Source organism: Dactylosporangium sp. NPDC051541, from assembly GCF_044454505.1.
GTDB lineage: Bacteria > Actinomycetota > Actinomycetes > Mycobacteriales > Micromonosporaceae > Dactylosporangium.
Genome location: NZ_JBITDU010000003.1, coordinates 805,395 through 823,998, shown reverse-complemented (window position 1 = coordinate 823,998; position 18,604 = coordinate 805,395). Strand labels below are relative to the sequence as shown.

At 71.6% G+C, this 18,604-nt stretch carries 17 protein-coding genes; 3 read left to right on the top strand and 14 right to left on the bottom strand.

What is annotated here, in order from left to right; all coding sequences use genetic code 11:
* Window positions 1–5: 5 nt before the first annotated feature.
* The 9 genes from ACIA8L_RS17995 to ACIA8L_RS17955 form a co-directional block, all read right to left on the bottom strand.
* Complete coding sequence (locus tag ACIA8L_RS17995; RefSeq protein ID WP_395905647.1) at window positions 6–2,069, bottom strand: xanthine dehydrogenase family protein molybdopterin-binding subunit; 2,064 nt, start codon at window positions 2,067–2,069, stop codon at window positions 6–8.
* Window positions 2,066–3,058: an FAD binding domain-containing protein gene (locus tag ACIA8L_RS17990; RefSeq protein ID WP_395905645.1), complete on the bottom strand. Its 993-nt coding sequence runs from the start codon at window positions 3,056–3,058 to the stop codon at window positions 2,066–2,068. Before ACIA8L_RS17990 ends, ACIA8L_RS17995 begins: the two co-directional genes overlap by 4 nt.
* On the bottom strand, window positions 3,055–3,546 hold the full coding sequence (locus tag ACIA8L_RS17985) for a 2Fe-2S iron-sulfur cluster-binding protein (RefSeq protein WP_395905643.1): 492 nt from the start codon (window positions 3,544–3,546) through the stop codon (window positions 3,055–3,057). The genes ACIA8L_RS17990 and ACIA8L_RS17985 overlap by 4 nt, the downstream gene beginning before the upstream one ends.
* 36 nt (window positions 3,547–3,582) lie before the next feature.
* A complete protein-coding gene (locus ACIA8L_RS17980) occupies window positions 3,583–4,008 on the bottom strand; it encodes a hypothetical protein (RefSeq protein ID WP_395905641.1) in 426 nt (141 codons plus the stop codon).
* Window positions 4,009–4,124: 116 nt separating this feature from the next.
* The gene (locus tag ACIA8L_RS17975) at window positions 4,125–5,321 is read right to left on the bottom strand and encodes an adenylosuccinate synthetase (protein WP_395905639.1); all 1,197 of its coding nucleotides are present in this window, start codon (window positions 5,319–5,321) and stop codon (window positions 4,125–4,127) included.
* Entirely contained in the window at window positions 5,322–6,287 is a 966-nt protein-coding gene (locus ACIA8L_RS17970) for a hypothetical protein (protein WP_395905637.1), read from the bottom strand. It abuts the gene before it with no gap.
* 12 nt (window positions 6,288–6,299) lie between these two features.
* Entirely contained in the window at window positions 6,300–7,250 is a 951-nt protein-coding gene (locus tag ACIA8L_RS17965) for a serine/threonine protein kinase (RefSeq protein ID WP_395905635.1), read from the bottom strand.
* On the bottom strand, window positions 7,247–7,999 hold the full coding sequence (locus tag ACIA8L_RS17960) for an NUDIX domain-containing protein (protein ID WP_395905633.1): 753 nt from the start codon (window positions 7,997–7,999) through the stop codon (window positions 7,247–7,249). The genes ACIA8L_RS17965 and ACIA8L_RS17960 overlap by 4 nt, the downstream gene beginning before the upstream one ends.
* A gap of 1,093 nt (window positions 8,000–9,092) precedes the next feature.
* Window positions 9,093–10,436 carry a bifunctional 3-(3-hydroxy-phenyl)propionate/3-hydroxycinnamic acid hydroxylase gene (locus tag ACIA8L_RS17955; RefSeq protein WP_395905631.1) on the bottom strand — a complete coding sequence of 448 codons (1,344 nt, stop codon included), beginning with the start codon at window positions 10,434–10,436 and terminating at the stop codon, window positions 9,093–9,095.
* Window positions 10,437–10,497: 61 nt separating this feature from the next.
* Between ACIA8L_RS17955 and ACIA8L_RS17950 the strand changes: the two genes are divergently transcribed.
* A complete protein-coding gene (locus ACIA8L_RS17950) occupies window positions 10,498–11,814 on the top strand; it encodes a diguanylate cyclase domain-containing protein (protein ID WP_395905629.1) in 1,317 nt (438 codons plus the stop codon).
* 13 nt (window positions 11,815–11,827) lie between these two features.
* Window positions 11,828–13,150, top strand: coding sequence for an ABC transporter substrate-binding protein (locus tag ACIA8L_RS17945; RefSeq protein ID WP_395905627.1), 1,323 nt, complete (start codon window positions 11,828–11,830; stop codon window positions 13,148–13,150).
* On the opposite strand, the gene ACIA8L_RS17940 is transcribed toward ACIA8L_RS17945, so the two are convergent.
* Entirely contained in the window at window positions 13,147–14,559 is a 1,413-nt protein-coding gene (locus ACIA8L_RS17940) for a cellulase family glycosylhydrolase (protein ID WP_395906320.1), read from the bottom strand. The two genes, ACIA8L_RS17945 and ACIA8L_RS17940, sit on opposite strands and share 4 nt — an antisense overlap.
* A 169-nt stretch (window positions 14,560–14,728) precedes the next feature.
* On the opposite strand from ACIA8L_RS17940, the gene ACIA8L_RS17935 reads away from it, so the two are divergent.
* Entirely contained in the window at window positions 14,729–15,223 is a 495-nt protein-coding gene (locus tag ACIA8L_RS17935) for a DUF892 family protein (RefSeq protein ID WP_395905625.1), read from the top strand.
* A 5-nt stretch (window positions 15,224–15,228) separates the two neighbouring features.
* Here ACIA8L_RS17935 and ACIA8L_RS17930 read toward each other — a convergent pair whose 3' ends face one another.
* From ACIA8L_RS17930 to ACIA8L_RS17915, 4 genes are read right to left on the bottom strand one after another with little or no spacing between them, the layout of a single operon-like run.
* Entirely contained in the window at window positions 15,229–16,008 is a 780-nt protein-coding gene (locus ACIA8L_RS17930) for a putative protein N(5)-glutamine methyltransferase (protein ID WP_395905623.1), read from the bottom strand.
* Window positions 16,009–16,034: 26 nt separating this feature from the next.
* The gene (locus ACIA8L_RS17925) at window positions 16,035–16,676 is read right to left on the bottom strand and encodes a response regulator (protein WP_395905621.1); all 642 of its coding nucleotides are present in this window, start codon (window positions 16,674–16,676) and stop codon (window positions 16,035–16,037) included.
* Window positions 16,628–17,917 (bottom strand): sensor histidine kinase, encoded by a 1,290-nt coding sequence (locus ACIA8L_RS17920; protein ID WP_395905619.1) that lies wholly within the window; start codon window positions 17,915–17,917, stop codon window positions 16,628–16,630. The genes ACIA8L_RS17925 and ACIA8L_RS17920 overlap by 49 nt, the downstream gene beginning before the upstream one ends.
* Before the next feature lie 54 nt (window positions 17,918–17,971).
* On the bottom strand, window positions 17,972–18,589 hold the full coding sequence (locus ACIA8L_RS17915; protein WP_395905617.1) for a pyridoxamine 5'-phosphate oxidase family protein: 618 nt from the start codon (window positions 18,587–18,589) through the stop codon (window positions 17,972–17,974).
* Between the last annotated feature and the right edge of the window lie 15 nt (window positions 18,590–18,604).

The following is an 18,604-nucleotide window of genomic DNA, read 5'->3' as shown; positions in this document are numbered from 1 at the left end:
CGGGATTACTGCGACCAGGCCGTCAACAGTTTGTCGAGCCGGACGGGCAGGTCACGGACGCGGACCCCGGTGGCGTGCCAGACCGCGTTGACGATCGCGGCGGGTGAGCCGACGATGCCGATCTCGCCGATGCCCTTGCTGCCCATCGGGTTGATCTGCTCGTCGCGCTCGTCGAGCCACGCGGCGTCGATCGACTCGACGTCGGCGTGGGCCGGGATGTGATACTCGGCGAGGTCGTGGTTGACCCAGGCGCCTATCGCCTCGTCCAGCACGCCCTCCTCGTGCAGGGCCATGCCCATCCCCATGATCATGCCGCCGAGGAACTGGCTGCGGGCCGTGCGCGGGTTGAGGATGCGGCCGGCGGCGTACATGCCGAACAGGCGGGAGACGCGGACCTCGCCGGTGACCGCGTCGACGCGGACCTCCGCGAAGTGGGCGCCGAACGCGTGCCGGCCCTCCTTCTCCTGCCGCTCGACCAGCTCGGTGGTGTCGAAGGTGGCCTCGTCGCCGCCCGTCTCCCGCAGCCGGCGGCAGGCGCCGGTCACCGCCCAGCCCCACGACGCGCTGCCCGACGAGCCGCCGGCGACCGAGGCCTTGGGCAGCGTGCTGTCGCCGATGCGGATGCGGACCCGCTCAACCGGCACGCCGAGCGCGTCGGCGGCGATCTGGGTGAGGATCGTCCGGGCGCCGGTGCCGAGGTCGGCCGCGCCGATCGCCACCTCGAAGCCGCCGTCGGCGCGGGCCCGGGCGCGGGCCGTCGACGGCTGCGCCATCGTCGGGTAGGTCGCGCCGGCCACACCGGTGCCGATCCACCAGTCGCCTTCGCGCCGCTGCCGGGGCCGGGGGTCGCGGCCGGCCCAGCCGAACCGCTCGGCGCCGGCGCGCAGGCACTCGACGTAGTGGCGGCTGGTGAACGGGGTGCCGCCCTCCGGCTCGGCGCCGGGCTCGTTGCGCACCCGCAGCTCGATGGGGTCGAGGCCGAGCGCCTCGGCCAGCTCGTCGAGGGCGCATTCCAGGGCCACCATGCCGGGGGCCTCGCCGGGGGCGCGCATCCAGCGCGGCGTCGGCATGTCCAGGCGGACCAGGCGGTGGCCGGTGCGGCGATTCGGGGCGGCGTACATGTGCCGGGTCACGACCGCGGTCTGCTCCGCGAACTCGAAGAGCCGGCTGGTGTGCCCGATCGCCTGGTGGTCGATGGCGGTGAGCGTGCCGTCGCGTTCGGCGCCGAGCCGGACCCGCTGGATGGTCGGCGTGCGGTGGCCGACGACGCTGAACATCGCCTGGCGCGGCAGGGCCAGCTTGACCGGGCGGCCGACGACCCGGGCCGCGAGCGCCGCGAGGACCGCGTTCGGGCGGGCCGTGCCCTTCGAGCCGAACCCGCCGCCGACGTGCTCGGTCACCACGTGGACCTGGGCCGGCTCCAGGCCGAACACGGCCGCGACCGTCTCGGCGACGCCGGACGGGTGCTGGTTGGAGTCGTAGAGCACGAGGTCGTCGCCGTTCCACCGGGCGATCGTGGCGTGCGGCTCCATCGGGTTGTTGTGCAGGGCCGGCGTGGAGTAGGTGACGTCGACCGTGACCGGCGCGGCGGCGAGGGCCCGCTCGACGTCCCCGGCCGCCGACTCGGCCGGGAAGCCGGGGTTCACCGTCTCCGGCGTGTAAAGCCCGGGGTGGTCGGCCCGCAGCCGCGCGTCGTGGTCCTCGGGGGTGATGTCGAGCCGCAGGACCTGGGCCGCGCGCCGGGCCGCTTCGAGGGTGTCGGCGACGACCAGCGCGACCGGCTGGCCGCGGTAGCTGATCCGGTCCGACTGCAGGACGGCCAGCTCGGGGTCGTCGGCCGGCTCCAGCCGCGGGGCGTTGCCGTGCCACAGGACGGCGAGCGCGTCGGCGGTCGGGTCGGCCAGGACGGCGTTGAGGCGGCCGCGCGGCACCGGGGACTGCACGACCCAGGCGTACGCGATGCCGTCCTGCCGATACTCGGCGGCGTAGCGGGCGGCGCCGGTGACCTTCTCCGGGCCCTCCAGGCGCGCGAGCGGCGTGCCGACCGCGCCGGGCAGTGTCGTGGTCATCGGTGTCCCCCCACCGGCTCGGCCGGACCGGACAGCCGCGTGAGCACCGCCGCGGTCAGGTTGCGCACCAGGCTGATCTTGTAGGCGTTGTCGCGCAGCGGCCGGGCCGCGCGCAGTTCGGCGTCGGCGGCGGCCAGGAACGACTCCGGGGTCGCCGGGCGGCCGCGCAGCGCCTCCTCGGCGGTGAACGCCCGCCACGGCCGGTGCGCCACCGCGCCGAACGCCAGCCGGACGTCGCGCACCACACCGTCGGCCACGTCGAGCGCGGCGGCGACCGACCCGGCCGCGAACGCGTAGGAGGCTCGGTCCCGGGCCTTGCGATAGGCCGACCGGGCCCCGAACGGCAGTGCCGGCACGTCGACCGCGGTGATGAGTTCGCCGTGCTCGAGCACGGTGTCCCGCTCGGGCTGGTCCCCGGGGAGCCGGTGGAGCTCGGTGACCGGGATCGTGCGTTCGCCGGTGGCCCCGTCGACACGCACGACCGCGTCCAGCGCCGCGAGGGCCACCGCCATGTCCGACGGATGGGTGGCGATGCACGCCTCGGAGCCGCCGAGGATGGCGAGGTTGCGGTGGTCGCCGGCGCGGGCCGGGCACCCGGAGCCGGGCTCGTGCTTGTTGCACGGCATGGTCGGGTCCATGAAGTATCGGCAGCGGGTCCGCTGCAGCAGGTTGCCGCCCGTCGTGGCCATGTTGCGCAGCTGGCCGGAGGCCCCCGCCAGCAGCGCCTGGCTGAGCACCGGGTAGCGGTCGCGGACGCGCGGGTCGGCGGCCAGGTCGCTGTTGCGGACGGTGGCGCCGATGCGCAGGCCGCCGTCCGGCCCCTCGGCGACGTCGCCCAGCGGCAGCCGGGAGACGTCCACGAGCACGTCCGGGGTGGCCACGCCCAGTTTCATGAGGTCCACCAGGTTGGTGCCGCCGGCCAGGAACACCGCGTTGGGCTCGAGGCCGTCGGCGGTGGCGGCCGCGGCCCGGTAGTCGAACGTCTTCACCGCCCGGCCGCCTCGCGGATCGCCGGGACGATGTTCGGGTAGGCGCCGCAGCGGCAGAGGTTGCCGCTCATGCGCTCGCGGATCTCGGCGTCGCTCAGCAGGTCCTCGCCGTCGCCGGTGGTGACGGCGCTGGGCCAGCCGCGGCCGGCCTCGTCGAGCACGCCCACCGCCGAGCAGATCTGCCCCGGGGTGCAGTACCCGCACTGCAACCCGTCGTGCTCGAGGAAGGCGCGCTGCACCGGGTGCGGCTCGGCGGCGGTGCCGAGGCCCTCGATCGTGGTCACCTCGGCGCCCGCCTGCGCGATCAGCAGCACCAGGCAGCTGTTGACGCGCCGCCCGTCGAGCAGGACGGTGCAGGCCCCGCACTGGCCGTGGTCGCAGCCCTTCTTGGCCCCGGTCAGGTCGAGGTGCTCACGCAGTGCGTCCAGCAGGGTGGTCCGGGGATCGAGGGTGAGTTCGTGCTCGACGCCATTGACGGTCAGCCGCATGGGCGGACCATACCCTCACCCGATCACCAGTAACGTTCAGAGCTCCAGCGGGAGCCGTTCGCCGCCGGTCAGGGTGAGGGTCAGCACGGCGGTCGCCGGTGGGGCCGCGAACGTCATGGTTTCGTCGGTGGTCGCGCCCGGGTGCAGGTCGACGGCGGCCGGCTGGTCCCCGGCCGCGCGGGCCAGGGGCTGGTCGTCCGCGAGGACGTCGAAGCCCGTGAGGTGTTCGACGGTGCGGCCCGTGTTGGTGAAGCGCACGGTGACTTCGAGGCGTTCGGAGCCGAGGAGGTCGACGCTGGTGACCACGGCCGGGACCACCGCGGCCGGGACGGTGGGCCGGTGCGGTGTGGTGCTGCCCGCCTCGGCTGACGCGGGGGCCACGAGGCCGAACAGGCCGCCGAGCGCGAGGCCGGCCGCGGCCGCCGTCGACACCGTTCGGATCGCGTCGCGTGCCAGCCCCATCGACCTGTCCCCCGTTCGCCTGAGCGGTCACCCGGCCGTTCGGCCCAGTGATCGTTTCGGGACCTAGCGTCGCACGGCGGGCTGAGGTTCGGGTGTGGTGCGGCTGAGTTGCCGGTTCAGGACGTCAGGCGGCCGGAGGGTTTCTTGTCCTCGGACGTCGGGCCCCAGGACTCCAGGACCACCTCGGCGCCCAACTCGGACTCCACGGTCGCGACCCAGTCGGTGACGGTGGCGTACTGCGGCTCGACCGTCTCCAGCGCCCTCGTCATCGCCGACTGGCGTTGCAGGTCGCCCGGGGCGCCGGCCCGCAGGGGGTTGCTGCGGTAGGAGTGGCAGATGCGGTCCACGGGGAGATCCAGGTGGGTCAGGACCAGGCCGTCCACGCCGCCGGCGGCCTCCAGGGCGTAGCGGTGCAGCGGGGCGTCGAACGTGCCGACCCGGAACGGGCCCTGCCAGGGGTTCGACGGGTTGTTCGGGTCGGTGATGCCCAGCGACGGGTCCTCGGTCGGGAGGGGGCCGGCGCCGTGGCGGGTCGTCACGGTGCGGAGCACCCCCAGCCGCGTGACCGATGTGTCGAGAAAAATCCCCTCATCCAGCAGTGAGAGCGCATTGGAGAAGGTCGCAGTGCTCCACGTCGTGTACGGGTGGAAGCCATGCCACTCGTCAAGCAGTACCCCCTGAGCGCCTTCAAAAATGCACGCCCCACCAGCCGGCAAGCGCTCCACGAGCCGGACAGTCGACGCAAACCCGATAAATGCCGATATGCAGGCTTCCACCGACGGGCCACCGACGCCCAAGCGTGCTCGAGTCTGCGCGAGCTTGCGACGCAACACCGGCACATTGACACAATCGCCCGCGCGGAGTGCGTCGTCCGGGTATGCCAGCGCGTACTCCATCGTCGCGCCCACGCCCATCCCGCACGAGCCGTGCCGATCGGCACCCCGGGCCAGCTCGGCCGAGCGGTTCGCCAGCCGGTGGTACGGCGTGGCGATCAGCGCCGAAGCGTCGACCGTGAGCCGGTCCCAGATGTCGGCCGCGCCCAGCGAGATCAGGTGTTCGGCCTCGGTGACCAGGGCGAGCGGGTCGACGACCATGAACCGGGACAGGTGGGTGCGCACGCCGGGGCGCAGAGAGCCGGAGCCGAACTGCGCGAATGTGTGCTTGCGCCCGTCGGCGAGCACGACCGTGTGCGCCGCCTGCGCGCCCCCGTTGAACCGCACGACAGTCTCGATGTCGCGGGTCGCGCACAGGTAGTCCACGGTCGTGCCCTTGCCGCAGTCGCCGAACCCGAGGTCCACGACGATGTAGTGCACTTACAGCCTTTCCACGCTGACCGGGGCGGAGAGGTCGGCCGGGACCGCGCCGTGTGCGACCGGGGCGCGGCCGCCGCCGATGCGGGCGAGGGCCTTGCCGACGGTGCCGGCCGCGGCCGAGCCGACCTCGCCCAGGTCGGCCAGGCCCTCGTCGAGGTCGATGCTGTCCTCGCCGAGGCCGACGGTCAGCGCGATCGTCTCGCAGACCGCGTCCAGGTCGTCCAGCGCGATGACGTTCTGGCCGAGCAGGTCGCGCCAGAAGTCGAGGATCGCGGTGTTGCCCGCATACGAGGAGCCGGCCGGGAGGATGTAGTAGGTGTCGTACTTGGTGCGGACCTCGTCGACGATGGCGCGCAGCTTGATCGGCTCGGTGAGCTCGTCGCCGATGACGTCGCGGACCTCGGAGACCTTGACCCGGGAGTACGCCTGCTCGTCGCCGATGATGAAGAGGTACCCCCGCTTGCCGCGCTTCTCGTGGCAGTCGATGGCGGTGTGGCGGGCCATGAAGTACATCGCGAGCTCGTAGGACTCGGTCATCTGCCCGCCACCGCCGCCCTCCAGGACGAAGCGGCCGAGGTCCTCGTCGAGGCGGTTGTCCGACTCGAACTGGCCGACCTGCAGCGGGACGCGGTCGCAGGTGGCGTCGCCGATCGCGCCGAAGAGGATCTGCGGGTCGGTGACGTAACCCTTGCGCAGCAGCAGGCCGAGCAGCTGCGGGAGCTTCTGCTGCAGGACCCGCGGGACCGAGCCCATCGAGCCGGTGACGTCGAACAGCACGGCGATGGCGACGGAGTCGGGGTGCTCGTCGGAGTCGCGGCTCTCCCGGACGTCGACGCCTTTCGGGTTCAGGGCCGTGTGGACGGTACGGGCGCCGGAGTCGCTGTAGGCGAACGCGCTCTTGCCGGCGGCCCGGCGGTAGCGGTCGGCGGCGTCGTAGACGTCGGTCGACCAGGCTCCACTTCCCATGATGGAACTCCTTCACAGAACGAATGGACGGAATTTGCGCGGCCCGTAGAGGCGCAGGAGCAGCTCGTCGAGCTCGGCCAGCAGCTGCCAGGCGTCGTCGGGGCGCCGGCGCGGCGAGGCCAGCCGGCAGCCGTCGGCGAAGCGCCGCAGCGCCTTCGGCGCGCGATCACCCATCAGACCGGCCATGAGACCGGCCGACATATAGATGTCAGTGCAGGCTCCGGGGGTACTGCGAGCGAGTACTTCCGGCGGATAGGCGTCACGATGCGCAGGTACCAGTGCCGGAATGTGTTCGTGTGGATCGGACGCGCTGTAGCACCAGTCGACGAGCACCACGCCGTGCTCGTCGGGCTCGATGAGCACGTGCCGGGCGACGACCGCACCGTGCACGACGCCGGCCCGGTGCGCCAGGCCGAGGGCCACCAGGAGCCGCCGCCACATCCAGGCGGCGTCCCGCGGATCGAGGCCATGGGGACGTTTCGCGTGTACTTCCTCAAGGGAGTGCAGCCGCGCCGCCGACACCCCGATGACGTTCGCCCGCCGCGTCGGCCCCGTCTCCGACTTGTGCCGGAACGAGTCGACGAGCCGGGGCACGTACGGCAGGTATCGCGGGTCCCCCTGCTCCGCGATCTGCCGCAGCGCCACGGCCTCCCGGGCCAGAAGGTCGTTGCAGGACGGGTCGCGGGCCAGCTTCAGGTGCCCCTCCGGCACCTTGTACAGGTTGGCCAGGTCGCCGCGGTGTTCGAGGGTCGCCGTCGAGTAGCTGCCGCGGGCCGTGCGGATGACGCCCCGGTTGCGCCAGAGATCCGACAGCCGGGCGAACGCTTTCGTACCCTTCGGCCCGGCGGCGTCCGGGTGCACGAGCTTGGCCAGGTTCCGGTACCGCTGGTGCGGATCGCCCCCGCCGAACAGCTCCTCCGCGGAGGCCCTTTCCACGAGCGCGATCGCGTCGTCGACGTTCACCGCACCGTCTCCTCCCGGCTCGGCATCAGCAGTGCGGGGTGCAGCAGCTGCGCGTCGCCGGCGCGGTAGAGCTTGGCGCGGGGCCCCCCTCGAGCCCCGCCCCGCTCCGTGGTCGCGCCGGTACCCTCGACGAAGCCGGGCACCGACAGCACCTTGCGGTGGAAGTTGCCGGCGTGCAGCGGCTCCCCCCAGACCGTCTCGTAGACGGCCCGCAGGTCGGCGATGGTGAACTCCTCGTCGACAAACCTGGTCGCCAGCGGCGAGTATTCGAGCTTCGACCGGGCCCGTTCGAGCCCGTCCGCGAGGATCGTGGTGTGATCGAACGCGAGCGTCGCGGGCCGCTCGTCCATCGCCATCCAGGCCGCCTCCCGCGCGTCCGAGCCCGACACGGGGTCGGGCAGATGCGGGGCGAAGGCCAGGTAGGCCACCGAGAACACCCGCATCCGCGGGTCCCGGTCCGGCGCGCCGTAGGTGCCGAGCTGCTCCAGGTGCAGCCGCCGGTGCGCGGTCGCGACCCCGGTCTCCTCGGCCAGCTCCCGCGCGGCCGCCGTCGGCAGGTCCTCCCACTCCCCCACGAACCCGCCGGGCAGCGCCCACATGTCCTTCATGGGCGGACAGGCGCGCCGCACGAGCAGCACGTGCAGCCGCCCCTCGCGGATGGTGAAGGCGACGACGTCGACGGTCACCGCGACGGCCGGATACCGCGAGGGGTCGTAGTTGGCCAGGAAGTCGGCTTCGGAGTCAGCCACGGCGCCAGTCCTTCTCAGGTGGAGTCTTTCTCGACGTGAGTCTTACTCGAACTGAGAACAACATAAGCCAGCCGGCCCCCCAGCGCAACGACAAAAAGAAGGGGCCGCATACTTCACAAATCGGGCAAACGCCAACCCAAACGATCAAGTAGTATAGAAATTCATCTTTGCAAAGCGCGCGAATCGCGACCACCGAAAGACGACCACAACGGACCGCGCAGCGACAGACGAACCGCAACCAACAAACCGCACCCAAACTACGGTACGGACCACGCCAATCCGGTAGTTCCCATCGGCCGAGCTCACATTTGCGGTGCCCCTCCAACCGCAGACAAAGCAGCCGGGTGCGCTATCTGAAATAGTGACAATAGCAGACAGAAACAGAGTGCGGGATAATGAATACATGCGGGGGCAGATAGGCCTTTTCAGCGGCAGCGAAACGGCAAAAATGCGCGATCGAACCGGATCGCGCAAATACAGCCCGATAGGCGAAGAGTTCCGCCGCGAGCACAAAAGGCAGCGCGACTGGGGCCTCCAACAACGGTACGCGGCCAAACTCCGCCGAATCTACGGCGACAACGTGCCGGTCACCGACAAGGACTGGCGGCAGGCCTGGGCGGCCCGGCAGGCCCAGCTCGCCGAACCGCCGACCCCGCCCGAGCCCCCAGCACAGCCCGAAGAGCCGGAGCGGCCCGAGCCCCCAGCACAGCCCGAAGAGCCGGAGCGGCCCGAGCCCCCAGCGCGGCCCGAAGAGCCGGAGCGGCCCGAAGAGCCGGAGCGGCCCGAAGAGCCGGAGCGGCCCGAAGAGCCGGAGCGGCCCGAAGAGCCGGAGCGGCCCGAAGAGCCGGCGCCGGTCGAGAAGTCTGAGAGTCGCCGGGGTTGTATCGCCCGCTTGGAGGGGCACCGCATATGTGAGCTCGGCCGATGGGTACTACCGAGTGGCGTGGTCCGGACCGTAGGTTGGTTGCGGTTTGTTGGTCGCGGTTCGAGGTCGGTGCGCGGTCCGCCGTGGTCGTCTTTCGGTGGTTGCGATTCGTTGGCCTTCGGCTTGAGAGAGTGTGCGATTTTTTGGAAGGGTGCCGGAAAGAGCTTTCTACCTCGGGAAAGAGGCGTGCACCACTCGGTCTGGGCGGAGTAGGAAAGTTTGGTTGCGCATCCAGGTTCGCAACGCGCCGGACGGGTCCAGCTCTTCGGTGACCTTGACCAGGGTTGCTTCGCCGAAGCCGGCTGGCTCGCCGCCCAGGTACAGGACCGACCAGCCGTCGCCCAAGGCCTCGTCCAGGCCCCTCACGGGAGCTACCGTGCCGGCCCGGCGGCCGGCGCCCAGGCCTCGTAGCGGAGGGGACGTGGAGCGCAGGGCCAAGGTTTTCATGCCGGGTAGGCGCCAGATCGAGCCGCGCACCTGGCCGCCCGTCATTGCCCAGCCGGCCACGATCGCGAGGCGGATCTGGGCGCGGACGTGCGGTTTGCGTTCGCGTTCGTATGTGTCCAGGAGGGTGGGATTGCCGTCCGGTGTGTGCAGGTCGTCTGCCAGTTTCCAGGCCAGGTTGTACGCGTCGCGCAGGCCCGCGCCCAAGCCTTGACCGATGAAGGGCGGGGTCTGGTGGGCGGCGTCGCCCAGGAGGAAGACTCGGCCGGCGCGCCAGGTCGAGGCCACGTTGGCGCGGAAGGTGTACTCCGCGCGGCGCACGATGGTGACCGGGGTGTCGCCGAGCCACGGGGCCAGCAGCGGCTCCAGCGGCAGTTCGGTTGCGACCTCGCCGGGCAGGAGCCGGAACTCCCAGCGGTATCGGCGCGGGCCGAGCTGCATGAACGTCGCGGCCCGGCGGCGGTTGCACACCTGGTGCACGCCGCCCCACGCGTCCAGGTCGGATTCGCACACGCCGTCGACGACCAGCCACCGCTCGGCGAAGCGCAGGTCGACCAGGGTCGCCCCGATCAGGCCGCGGACGGTGCTGTTGGCGCCGTCGCAGCCGAGCACGGCCGAAGCGCGTACCTCATGTTCCTCGCCGTCGCGGCGGTAGCGGACCGACGACGACGTCACCTGGAACACCGTCGCGCCGCCGACGAAGTCCACCGCCGGCAGGGACAGCAGCCGGTCGCGCAGCAGCCGTTCCAGGTCGGGCTGGTCGAACATGTTCGCCTGCGGGTAGCCGTGCCGGGAACCGCCGGGGTCGCGGGCGAACGTGGCCATCACCCGGTGCTTCGCGTCCAGCAGGCGCAGGCCCAGGCCGGGGCGGCTGACCTTCAGGAACTCCTCGGCCACGCCGGCCGCCTCCAGGATGCGCACGACCTCGTCGTCGACGTGGACGGCGCGCGGCAGCGGGTACATCTGCGGGAACCGCTCCAGGACGACACAGGGGACGCCGCGCTGGGCGAGCAGGATGGCGGCCGTCACCCCCACCGGGCCCGCCCCGACAATCACCACCGGATCCACCCGCCCAGGTTGCAACCTCGAAGCACTCCACGGCAACCGCCGGCGGTCGATGAGCAACGACGTGCCAGCCTGGGTCCGCGACCGCAGCATCGCCACGAAGATCGTGGGGATCGCGCTGCTGGTCGCCTCCATCTTCGCCGGCATCGCCGTGTATGGCCTGGTCAACCTGCGCGAGGTGGCGGCCCGGCAGGACGTGCAGTATCGCCGTGACGTGGTGGCGATGACGCACATGGTCGCCGTGCGCTCGGCCGTCGGGCTGCAGATGGAGGCGGTGCAGTCGCACCTGCTGTCCCAGCCGGGGTTCTACCGGGACCGGTACGAGGCCGAGATCGCCGACACCGACCGGCAGATCGACGGGCACTTCGCCGCGCTGGCCACGATCGGGCTCACCAAGGCCGAACTGCGCGAGCTCGGGCTGCTGGAGAAGGTCATCGGGCAGTACCGCACGGCCCGCGACACCGGCCTCGCCGCCAGCCGCCGCGGCGACCGGGACAACGCCGTCTCGATCGTGCTCGTGCGCTCCGAGGCGGTCGCGCACGCGGTCAAGACCCGGGCCGACGAGTTCCTGCAGCAGCTCGTCGACGCGGTCGCCACCGGCAACCGGCAGATCCGCGAGCGGACCGCCCAGACCAGCCGCAACGTGACGATCCTGCTCGTCGTCGGCGGGATCGTGGCCGCCGGGGTCGCGACCCTGGCCGCGCGGCAGCTCAGCCGGCCCCTGCGGCGGGCCGTGGCGGTGCTGACGGCGGTGGCGGCCGGCGACTTCCACCAGGAGCTGGAGCAGCATTCCCGGGACGAGGTGGGGCAGATGAGCCGCTCCCTCAACAACACGGTCGGGGTGCTGCGGGACGCGTTCGACCAGCTCAACCACCGCGCGTACCACGACGGGCTGACCGGGCTGCCCAACCGCGCCCGGCTGCACGAGCGGGCCGCGCAGGCCCTGCACGCGGCCGCGCAGGGGGCGCCGGTGGCCCTGCTGCTGATCGACCTCGACGGGTTCAAGCAGGTCAACGACGAGTACGGGCACGCGGCCGGTGACCACCTGCTGGTCGCGGTGGCGGACCGGCTGCGGGACCTGGTGCGCGGCGCCGACACCCCGGCCCGGCTCGGCGGCGACGAGTTCGCGGTGCTGCTCGCCGGGGCCGACGACCCCCTGGCGGTGGCCGAGCGGGTGCTCGCCGCCATCCAGCAGCCGGTGACGTTCGGGTCCGTGCGGCTGGCGCCGCGGGCCAGCATCGGCGTCACCGGGTGGCGCGGGCACGCCGATGTCGACGCGTTCTTCCAGGACGCCGACCAGGCGATGTACGCGGCGAAGGCGGCCGGGAAAGGCCGGGTCGTTGTCGCCGACCCCGCACCCGGACCGGTGCTCGCAGCCTAAGATCAACTGTGTCATGAAGCTTCGGATCGCCGCGACCCTCGCCCTCACGCTGGCCCTGACCGGGTGCGGCGGGGCCGGCACGCCGGCGGATCGGGCCTCGGACGCGTGCTCGCAGTACACCCGCTATGGCCGGCACGACAACACCACCGTCACGATCACCGGGCCGATCCGTAACGCCGAAGCGGACAAGCTTCTGCGCTCCTGGGGCGAGTTCGAGGACTGCACCGGCATCACCGTCGACTACAGCGGGATCGCCGCGTTCGAGCAGGACCTCAAGGACCGCGCCGACACCGGGCACCCGCCGGACCTCGCGCTCTTCCCGCAGCCCGGCCTGATCGCCGACATGGCACACGGGCACGGCCTGCGGCCCGTCTCCGCGGACGTGCGGGCGAACGTGCAGCGGTGGTACTCGGCCGCGTGGCAGACGTACGGCACCGTCGACGGCGAGCTCTACGCGGCGCCGCTGAACGCGAACATCAAATCTCTCGTCTGGTACTCCCCGTCGTTCTTCGCGAAGCACGGCTACCAGACCCCGGCCACCTGGGACGAGATGCTGCGGCTCACCGAGCGGATCGCGGCCGACGGGGTGAAGCCCTGGTGCGCCGGCGCCGAGTCGGGCGCGGCGAGCGGCTTCCCGATCACCGACTGGCTCGAGGACGTCCTGCTGCGCACCGCCGGTCCGGACGTCTACGACGCGTGGGTCGCGCACAAGATCCCGTTCAACGACGCCCGGATCGTCGACGCGCTCGACAAGGTCGGTGCGATCCTGCGCGACCCGCGGTACGTCAACGGCGGCTACGGCGGCGTGCAGTCGATCGCCACGGTGGCGATGTCGGAGGGCGGCCTGCCGATCCTGCAGCAGACGTGCGCCATGCACCGCCAGGCGTCGTTCTACGCCAACGAGTGGCCGGACGGGACCAGGATCGGCCCCGACGGCGACGTGTACGCGTTCTACCTGCCGCCGATGGACCCGGACCGGGCCCGGGTGGTCCTCGGGGCGGGCGAGTTCGTCGGTGCCTTCGCCACCCGCCCCGAGGTGCAGGCCGTCGCGGCCTACCTGTCCACGCCGCAGTGGGCCGACCGCCGCGCCCGGCTCGGCGGTGCGGTCAGCGCCAACCAGGCCATCGACCGGACCGCACTGCGCTCACCGATCGAGCGGCTGTCGGCCGAGCTGCTCACCGACCCGGACACGGTCTTCCGCTTCGACGCCTCCGACATGATGCCCGCGGCCGTCGGCACCGGCACGTTCTGGACCGGCATGATCGACTGGCTGAACGGCAAACCGACGAAGGACGTCCTGGACGCGATCGAACGCAGCTGGCCCGCCGGGCCCTAGGAGCACCACTGTCCATTCAGGATGAAGGACGAAGGTGCGGCATTGGTACTCGTCCAGCTCGACAGGAAGCCGAAGCTCACGGAGCCGCCGGCCGGGATCGGGGCCGTGTAACTGGCGTTGGTGACGGCGACGGCACCACCGGACTGCGTGTAGGTGCCGCCCCACATCTGGTTGATCGCCTGGCCGTTGACGAAGTTCCAGGTGAGCTTCCAGGCGCTGACCGGGACGGTGCCGGTGTTGGCCACCTTCACCTCGCCCTGGAAGCCGCCGGGCCACTGGCCGACGACCGTGTACGTCACCTTGCACGCCCCGAGCACCGGGTCGGACATGGTGACCGAGCGGGACGGGGACGGCGAGGCCGACGAGCGCGACGGCGACGGGGACACGGACGTCCGCGACGGCGACGGGGACGTCTGGCCGCCGTAGACCGACGCCTCCTTCGACGTGGCCCTGATGCCGTTGGCACCGTTGAAGATGCGCTCACCCCAGCTGGTCAGCTGGGCCGGGTTGAAGTTGGTGACCATGTCGAGGTATTCGACGCCGCCGCCGTTGCCGCTCCACGACCAGCCGAGGTAGCCGATCTTCAGCGACGTGGTCGTCGCCATGATGGTGTCCTCGTCGGGGTTGCCGTCGGAGTGGTTGAACCCGAACTCGCCGACGACGATCGGCAGCTTCGCGGTGACGAACCGGTTCAGGTAGTCGTTGATCTCGGCGGCCGTGTCGAAGACGCCGTACATGTGGATGGAGAACACGGTGTTCTTCTGCGGGTCGGCGGCGAAGACGGTGGCCGCGTTGTCGCGCATCGTGAACGTCCAGTCCTGGCCCCAGTTCGGGGCGTCGACCATGATGGTGTGCTCGAAGCCGTTGGCGCGCAGGCGCTTCACGGCGTTGGCGGTGTCGGTGGTCCAGTTGGCGACGGTGGCCGCGTTGTTGCCGTACGGCTCGTTGCCGATGTTGACGATGACGTACTTCTCCTGGCCCACGAGCGAGCTCTTGATGCTCAGCCAGTAGTCGACCGCCTTGTCCAGCGACACCGCCGCGCCGGCCTCGCCGTAGCCGGTGGTGTCGTGGGCCTCGAGCACGCAGATGAGCTTGTTGGCCTTGCACAGCGACACGACGTTGGCGACGTCGGCGGTGTCGTTCTTGGCCCACTGGTCGCCGGTGGCCAGCACGACCCGCACGGTGTTGGCGCCGAGGGCCTTGATGTTCGCGAACGAGCTGGTCTGCGACTGATACCAGGTGTGGGCGTGGCTGACCCCGCGCATCACGAACTCGTTGCCGTTGGCGTCGTACAGCCGCCCGTTGCTGACCGTGAACCCGGCCGCCGCCGACGCCGGCTGGACGGCCACCAGCACGGAGACGACGACGGCCAGCACCGCGGTGGCGGCCAGGGTGATCTGGCTTCTCAATCTCATACCGAGCCTCCCTTCTTGTTGCGCGACAACGTATTAACCGGTTCAGTAACCGGTCAACGAACCACCCTCGTACCACCCCGCCACCAGCGCGGAGTCCGTGAAATTTACGGGTAGTGCCAGCACCGACCCCGAAGGAACGACCCGAGAACCAGGGAGCTGACGCATGCCTCTCGACAACCCCGCCGACCTGTTCCTCTACGAGCTGTCGGGCATGTACGACGCCGAACGCCGGAGCAACCAGCTCGTCGGCGAGATCCTCGGCCGCACCGAGCAGAGCCCGCTCGCCCAGGTGCTGCGCGCCCAGCAGCAGCAGGGCCAGCAGAAGATCCAGAACCTGGAGACGTGCTTCGCGATGATGGAGACCGAGCCCGACGACGTGCCGAGCCTGGCCATCGACGGCATGCGCGCCGAGTTTCAGCAGTTCGCGGCCCAGGAGCCGGCGATGGAGGCGATGGAGATCTTCACCGTCGACGCCGAGAACCGCCTGGCCCACCTGGGCATCGCCGGCTACCAGGGCCTGATCGACAAGGCCCTGCTCATGGGCGAGGTGCAGTGCGCGCAGCTCCTGCGCACCAACCTGGTGCAGCAGCAGGAGAACGCGGGCACGTTCGAGCGGATCAGCCACGAGCTCGGCCAGCGGGTCGCCATGCACATCTGAGCCGGCTAGGCGACGGCCACCACGACGTGGGTCTCGGTCTCCTCGTCGGTGACCGTGCGCGGTCGCAGGCCGCCCGCGCGCAGCAGCGCGTGGGCGGTCGCCAGCTGCTCGGCGCCGGCCTCGGTGAGCAGCGCGCCGCCCGGGGCCAGCCAGCCCGCGGCCTCGGCGGCGACCCGGCGGAGCACGTCGAGGCCGTCGTCGCCGCCGTCCAGCGCCGCCCGGGCCTCGTGCACCCGGAACTCCTCGGGCAGGTAGGCGATCTCGGCGGTCGGCACGTAGGGCACGTTCGCGAGGAGCACGTCGACGCGGCCGCGCAGGTCCACCGGCACCGCCGAGAACAGGTCGCCCTGGAAGACCTCGGCGGTGAACTCCGCGGAAGGTGAACCGGTTAAGTTGCGGCGGGCGCAGGCGACGGCGGCGGGATCGATGTCGGAGGCGACAAGACGTACCCCCGAAAATCCTCGCACTACGACGAGGCCTAGGGCACCCGTGCCGCAGCAGAGGTCCAGCACCACACCGCCGTCGCGCAGCATCGTGCGGGCCGTCGACGTGAGCAGCTCCGTGCGGTGCCGGGGCACGAACACGGTGTCGGCGACCTCGACGCGTACCCCCGCGAAATCAGCGAAACCGAGGACGTGCTCGAGCGGGAACCCCTCGACGCGGCGCGCGACCATCGACTCCAGTGCCTCCGCCGAGGGCGCGGCGGCCAGCAGGCGCTCGGCCTCCTCCTCGGCGAACACGCACCCGGCCGCCCGCAGCCGGTGCACCAGTGCCGCGGCGCTCATGCCCGCACCCGCGGTCCATGGCCGCCTCATGCGTTGAGGTATGCGAGGACGGCGAGGACGCGGCGGTTGTCGTCCTCGGACGGTGGCAGGGCCAGCTTGGCGAAGATGTTGTTGATGTGCTTGCCGATCGCCTTCTCGGTGACGAAGAGCCGGCCGGCGATCGCCGTGTTGGAGCGGCCCTCGGCCATCAGCCCCAGGACCTCGCGCTCGCGGGGCGTGAGGGCGCGGGTCGGCGCGCCGGCGTTGCGGGCGAGGAGCTGGGAGACGACCTCCGGGTCCATCGCGGTGCCGCCACCGGCGACCCGGCGGACCGCGTCGACGAACTCGCCGACGGTGGAGACGCGGTCCTTCAGCAGGTATCCGACGCCGCCGTTGCGGTCGGAGAGCAGCTCCCGGGCGTAGAGCTGCTCGACGTGCTGCGACAGGACGAGCACGGGCAGGCCGGGGACCTCGGCCCGGGCCGAGATCGCCGCGCGCAGGCCCTCGTCGGTGAACGTCGGCGGGAGGCGCACGTCGACGACGGCCACGTCGGGGCGGTGGTGCAGCAGGGCGGTGCGCAGGTCCGTGCCGTTGTCGACGGCCTGGACGACCTGGAACCCGTAGGCGCCGAGGAGGCGGATCAGCCCGTCGCGGAGGAGGGCGTGGTCTTCGGCGATGACAACACGCACGGCAGCTCCATCGTCAGCACGGTCGGTCCTCCGGGCGGGCTGTCGACCCGCAGTGCGCCGTCGAACGCGGCCAGCCGCCGCTCGACCCCGGCCAGGCCGGAGCCGGTCCGCGGTGCGGCGCCGCCGACCCCGTCGTCGCCGACGGTGCAGTATATGGCGCCGCCCAGATAGGACAACGACAGCCAGGCCTCGGTGGCGCCGCTGTGCTTGACGACGTTGGCGAGGGCCTCGGCGACGGCGAAGTAGAGCGCCGACTCGACCGGCGCCGCGGGCCGCCCGGGCAGCTCACCCTCGACCGCGACCGGCAGCGGCAGGGTCAGCGCGAGCGCCGACAGGCCGCCGGTCAGGCCCCGCTCGGCCAGCACCGGCGGGTGGATGCCCCGCACCAGCTGGCGCAGCTCGGCCAGGGCCATCCCACTGGCCTCCCGCGCCTCGGCGATAAGCTGCTGGGCCGCGGCCGGGTCGCGCACGACCAGGTCCTCGGCCATCCCGAGGCTCATCCCGAGCGCCACGATCCGCGCCTGCGCCCCGTCGTGCAGGTCCCGCTCGATCCGCCGCAGCTCGGCCGCCTGCGCGTCGACGACCTGGGTCCGGGTCTCGGTGAGCCGGTCAACCCGCTGGGCCAGCACGGCCGAGCTGGTCGGGCCGAGGAGGCTGTGGTCGTACTTCGCGATCCCCCACAGCAGCCACGGCGCCCCGTAGAGCACGGCCGCCACGACCAGGGCGCCCTGGAACGGCACGGTGAGGTAGCTGACCGGGTTGAGCGGCCACGTGACCCCGTAGCCGCTGTCGCCCCCGGACGCCAGGTTGTCCACGACCGGGATCAGCAACACGCCCAGGGCGCCGTAGACGAACATGACGAGCGTCGCGAGCCCCGAGGCGAACCCGATCGGCGCCCCGCCCAGCAGCCACAGCAGGTCCCGCCAGGTCGCCGGGTCGCGCACCAGCCACAGCCAGCGCCGCGGCGAGCCGATCCACGCCCCGGCCGGCGGCGGCCGGTAGGGCCGCGGGATGTCGACCCCGCCCCACTCCCGGGCCATCCACCGCCGCAGGTCGGCGTAGCGCCGCACGAGCAGCTGCACGAGCGGCGCGAGCACCAGGCCGACCCCGAGCACGGTGAAGACGAACGAGAGCACGGTGAGGATGATGAGGACGATGTGGACGGGCACGCTGAGGACGCCGATGAGCACCACCCGGGCGGCACTGATCAGCCCCCGGCGCACGAACGGCCACAGCTTCATGACGCCATTCTGGTCCGGCTGAACGTCGAGCACAGTGGGGCTAGACCCCTAACTTCAGTGGGCGTAAAGCCCGCGGCTGTAGTTGTCCTCGGCGTAGTAGGCCTCGAGCTCCTCCACCGACTCCGCCGTGTCCTGGACGCTCTTGACGAGCTTCGCGTGCGTCGGCAGGACGTCCGGCGTCCACGTCTCGGGCTTCCACAGCTTCGAGCGCATGAACGCCTTCTGGCAGTGGAAGAAGATCGTGTCGATGTCGACCACCATGGCCAGGATCGGCTGGTGCCCCTCGACGACCAGGTCCTCGAACCACGGCGCATCGGTGAGCAGCCGGGCCCGGCCGTTGATGCGCAGCGTCTCGCGGCGGCCCGGCACCAGGAAGATCAGGCCGACGTGCGGGTTGGCCAGGATGTTGTGGAAGCCGTCGGCGCGCCGGTTGCCGGGGCGCTCGGGGACCGCGATCGTGCGGTCGTCGACGACGTGGACGAACCCCGGCGGGTCGCCCTTGGGTGAGACGTCGCAGTTGCCGTCCGCGTCGGCGGTGCCGACCAGGACGAACGGGGAGAGTGCCAGCCAGTCGCGGTCGGTCTGGCAGAGGCGGTCGCGTTCCTTGCTCACGGCCCGGGGCATCGGTGCGCCGAGCAGGTCCTCCAGCTCCGATACCGAAGTGATCTGCATGGACGCCAGGCTACG

Bases quoted from the DNA above. Each gene is read 5' to 3' on its own strand.
- ACIA8L_RS17995 (WP_395905647.1), bottom strand. From the start codon at position 2,069: ATGACCACGACACTGCCCGGCGCGGTCGGCACGCCGCTCGCGCGCCTG.
- ACIA8L_RS17985 (WP_395905643.1), bottom strand. From the start codon at position 3,546: ATGCGGCTGACCGTCAATGGCGTCGAGCACGAACTCACCCTCGATCCC.
- ACIA8L_RS17980 (WP_395905641.1), bottom strand. From the start codon at position 4,008: ATGGGGCTGGCACGCGACGCGATCCGAACGGTGTCGACGGCGGCCGCG.
- ACIA8L_RS17970 (WP_395905637.1), bottom strand. From the start codon at position 6,287: ATGGGAAGTGGAGCCTGGTCGACCGACGTCTACGACGCCGCCGACCGC.
- ACIA8L_RS17945 (WP_395905627.1), top strand. From the start codon at position 11,828: ATGAAGCTTCGGATCGCCGCGACCCTCGCCCTCACGCTGGCCCTGACC.
- ACIA8L_RS17935 (WP_395905625.1), top strand. From the start codon at position 14,729: ATGCCTCTCGACAACCCCGCCGACCTGTTCCTCTACGAGCTGTCGGGC.
- ACIA8L_RS17930 (WP_395905623.1), bottom strand. From the start codon at position 16,008: ATGAGCGCCGCGGCACTGGTGCACCGGCTGCGGGCGGCCGGGTGCGTG.
- ACIA8L_RS17920 (WP_395905619.1), bottom strand. From the start codon at position 17,917: ATGAAGCTGTGGCCGTTCGTGCGCCGGGGGCTGATCAGTGCCGCCCGG.
- ACIA8L_RS17915 (WP_395905617.1), bottom strand. From the start codon at position 18,589: ATGCAGATCACTTCGGTATCGGAGCTGGAGGACCTGCTCGGCGCACCG.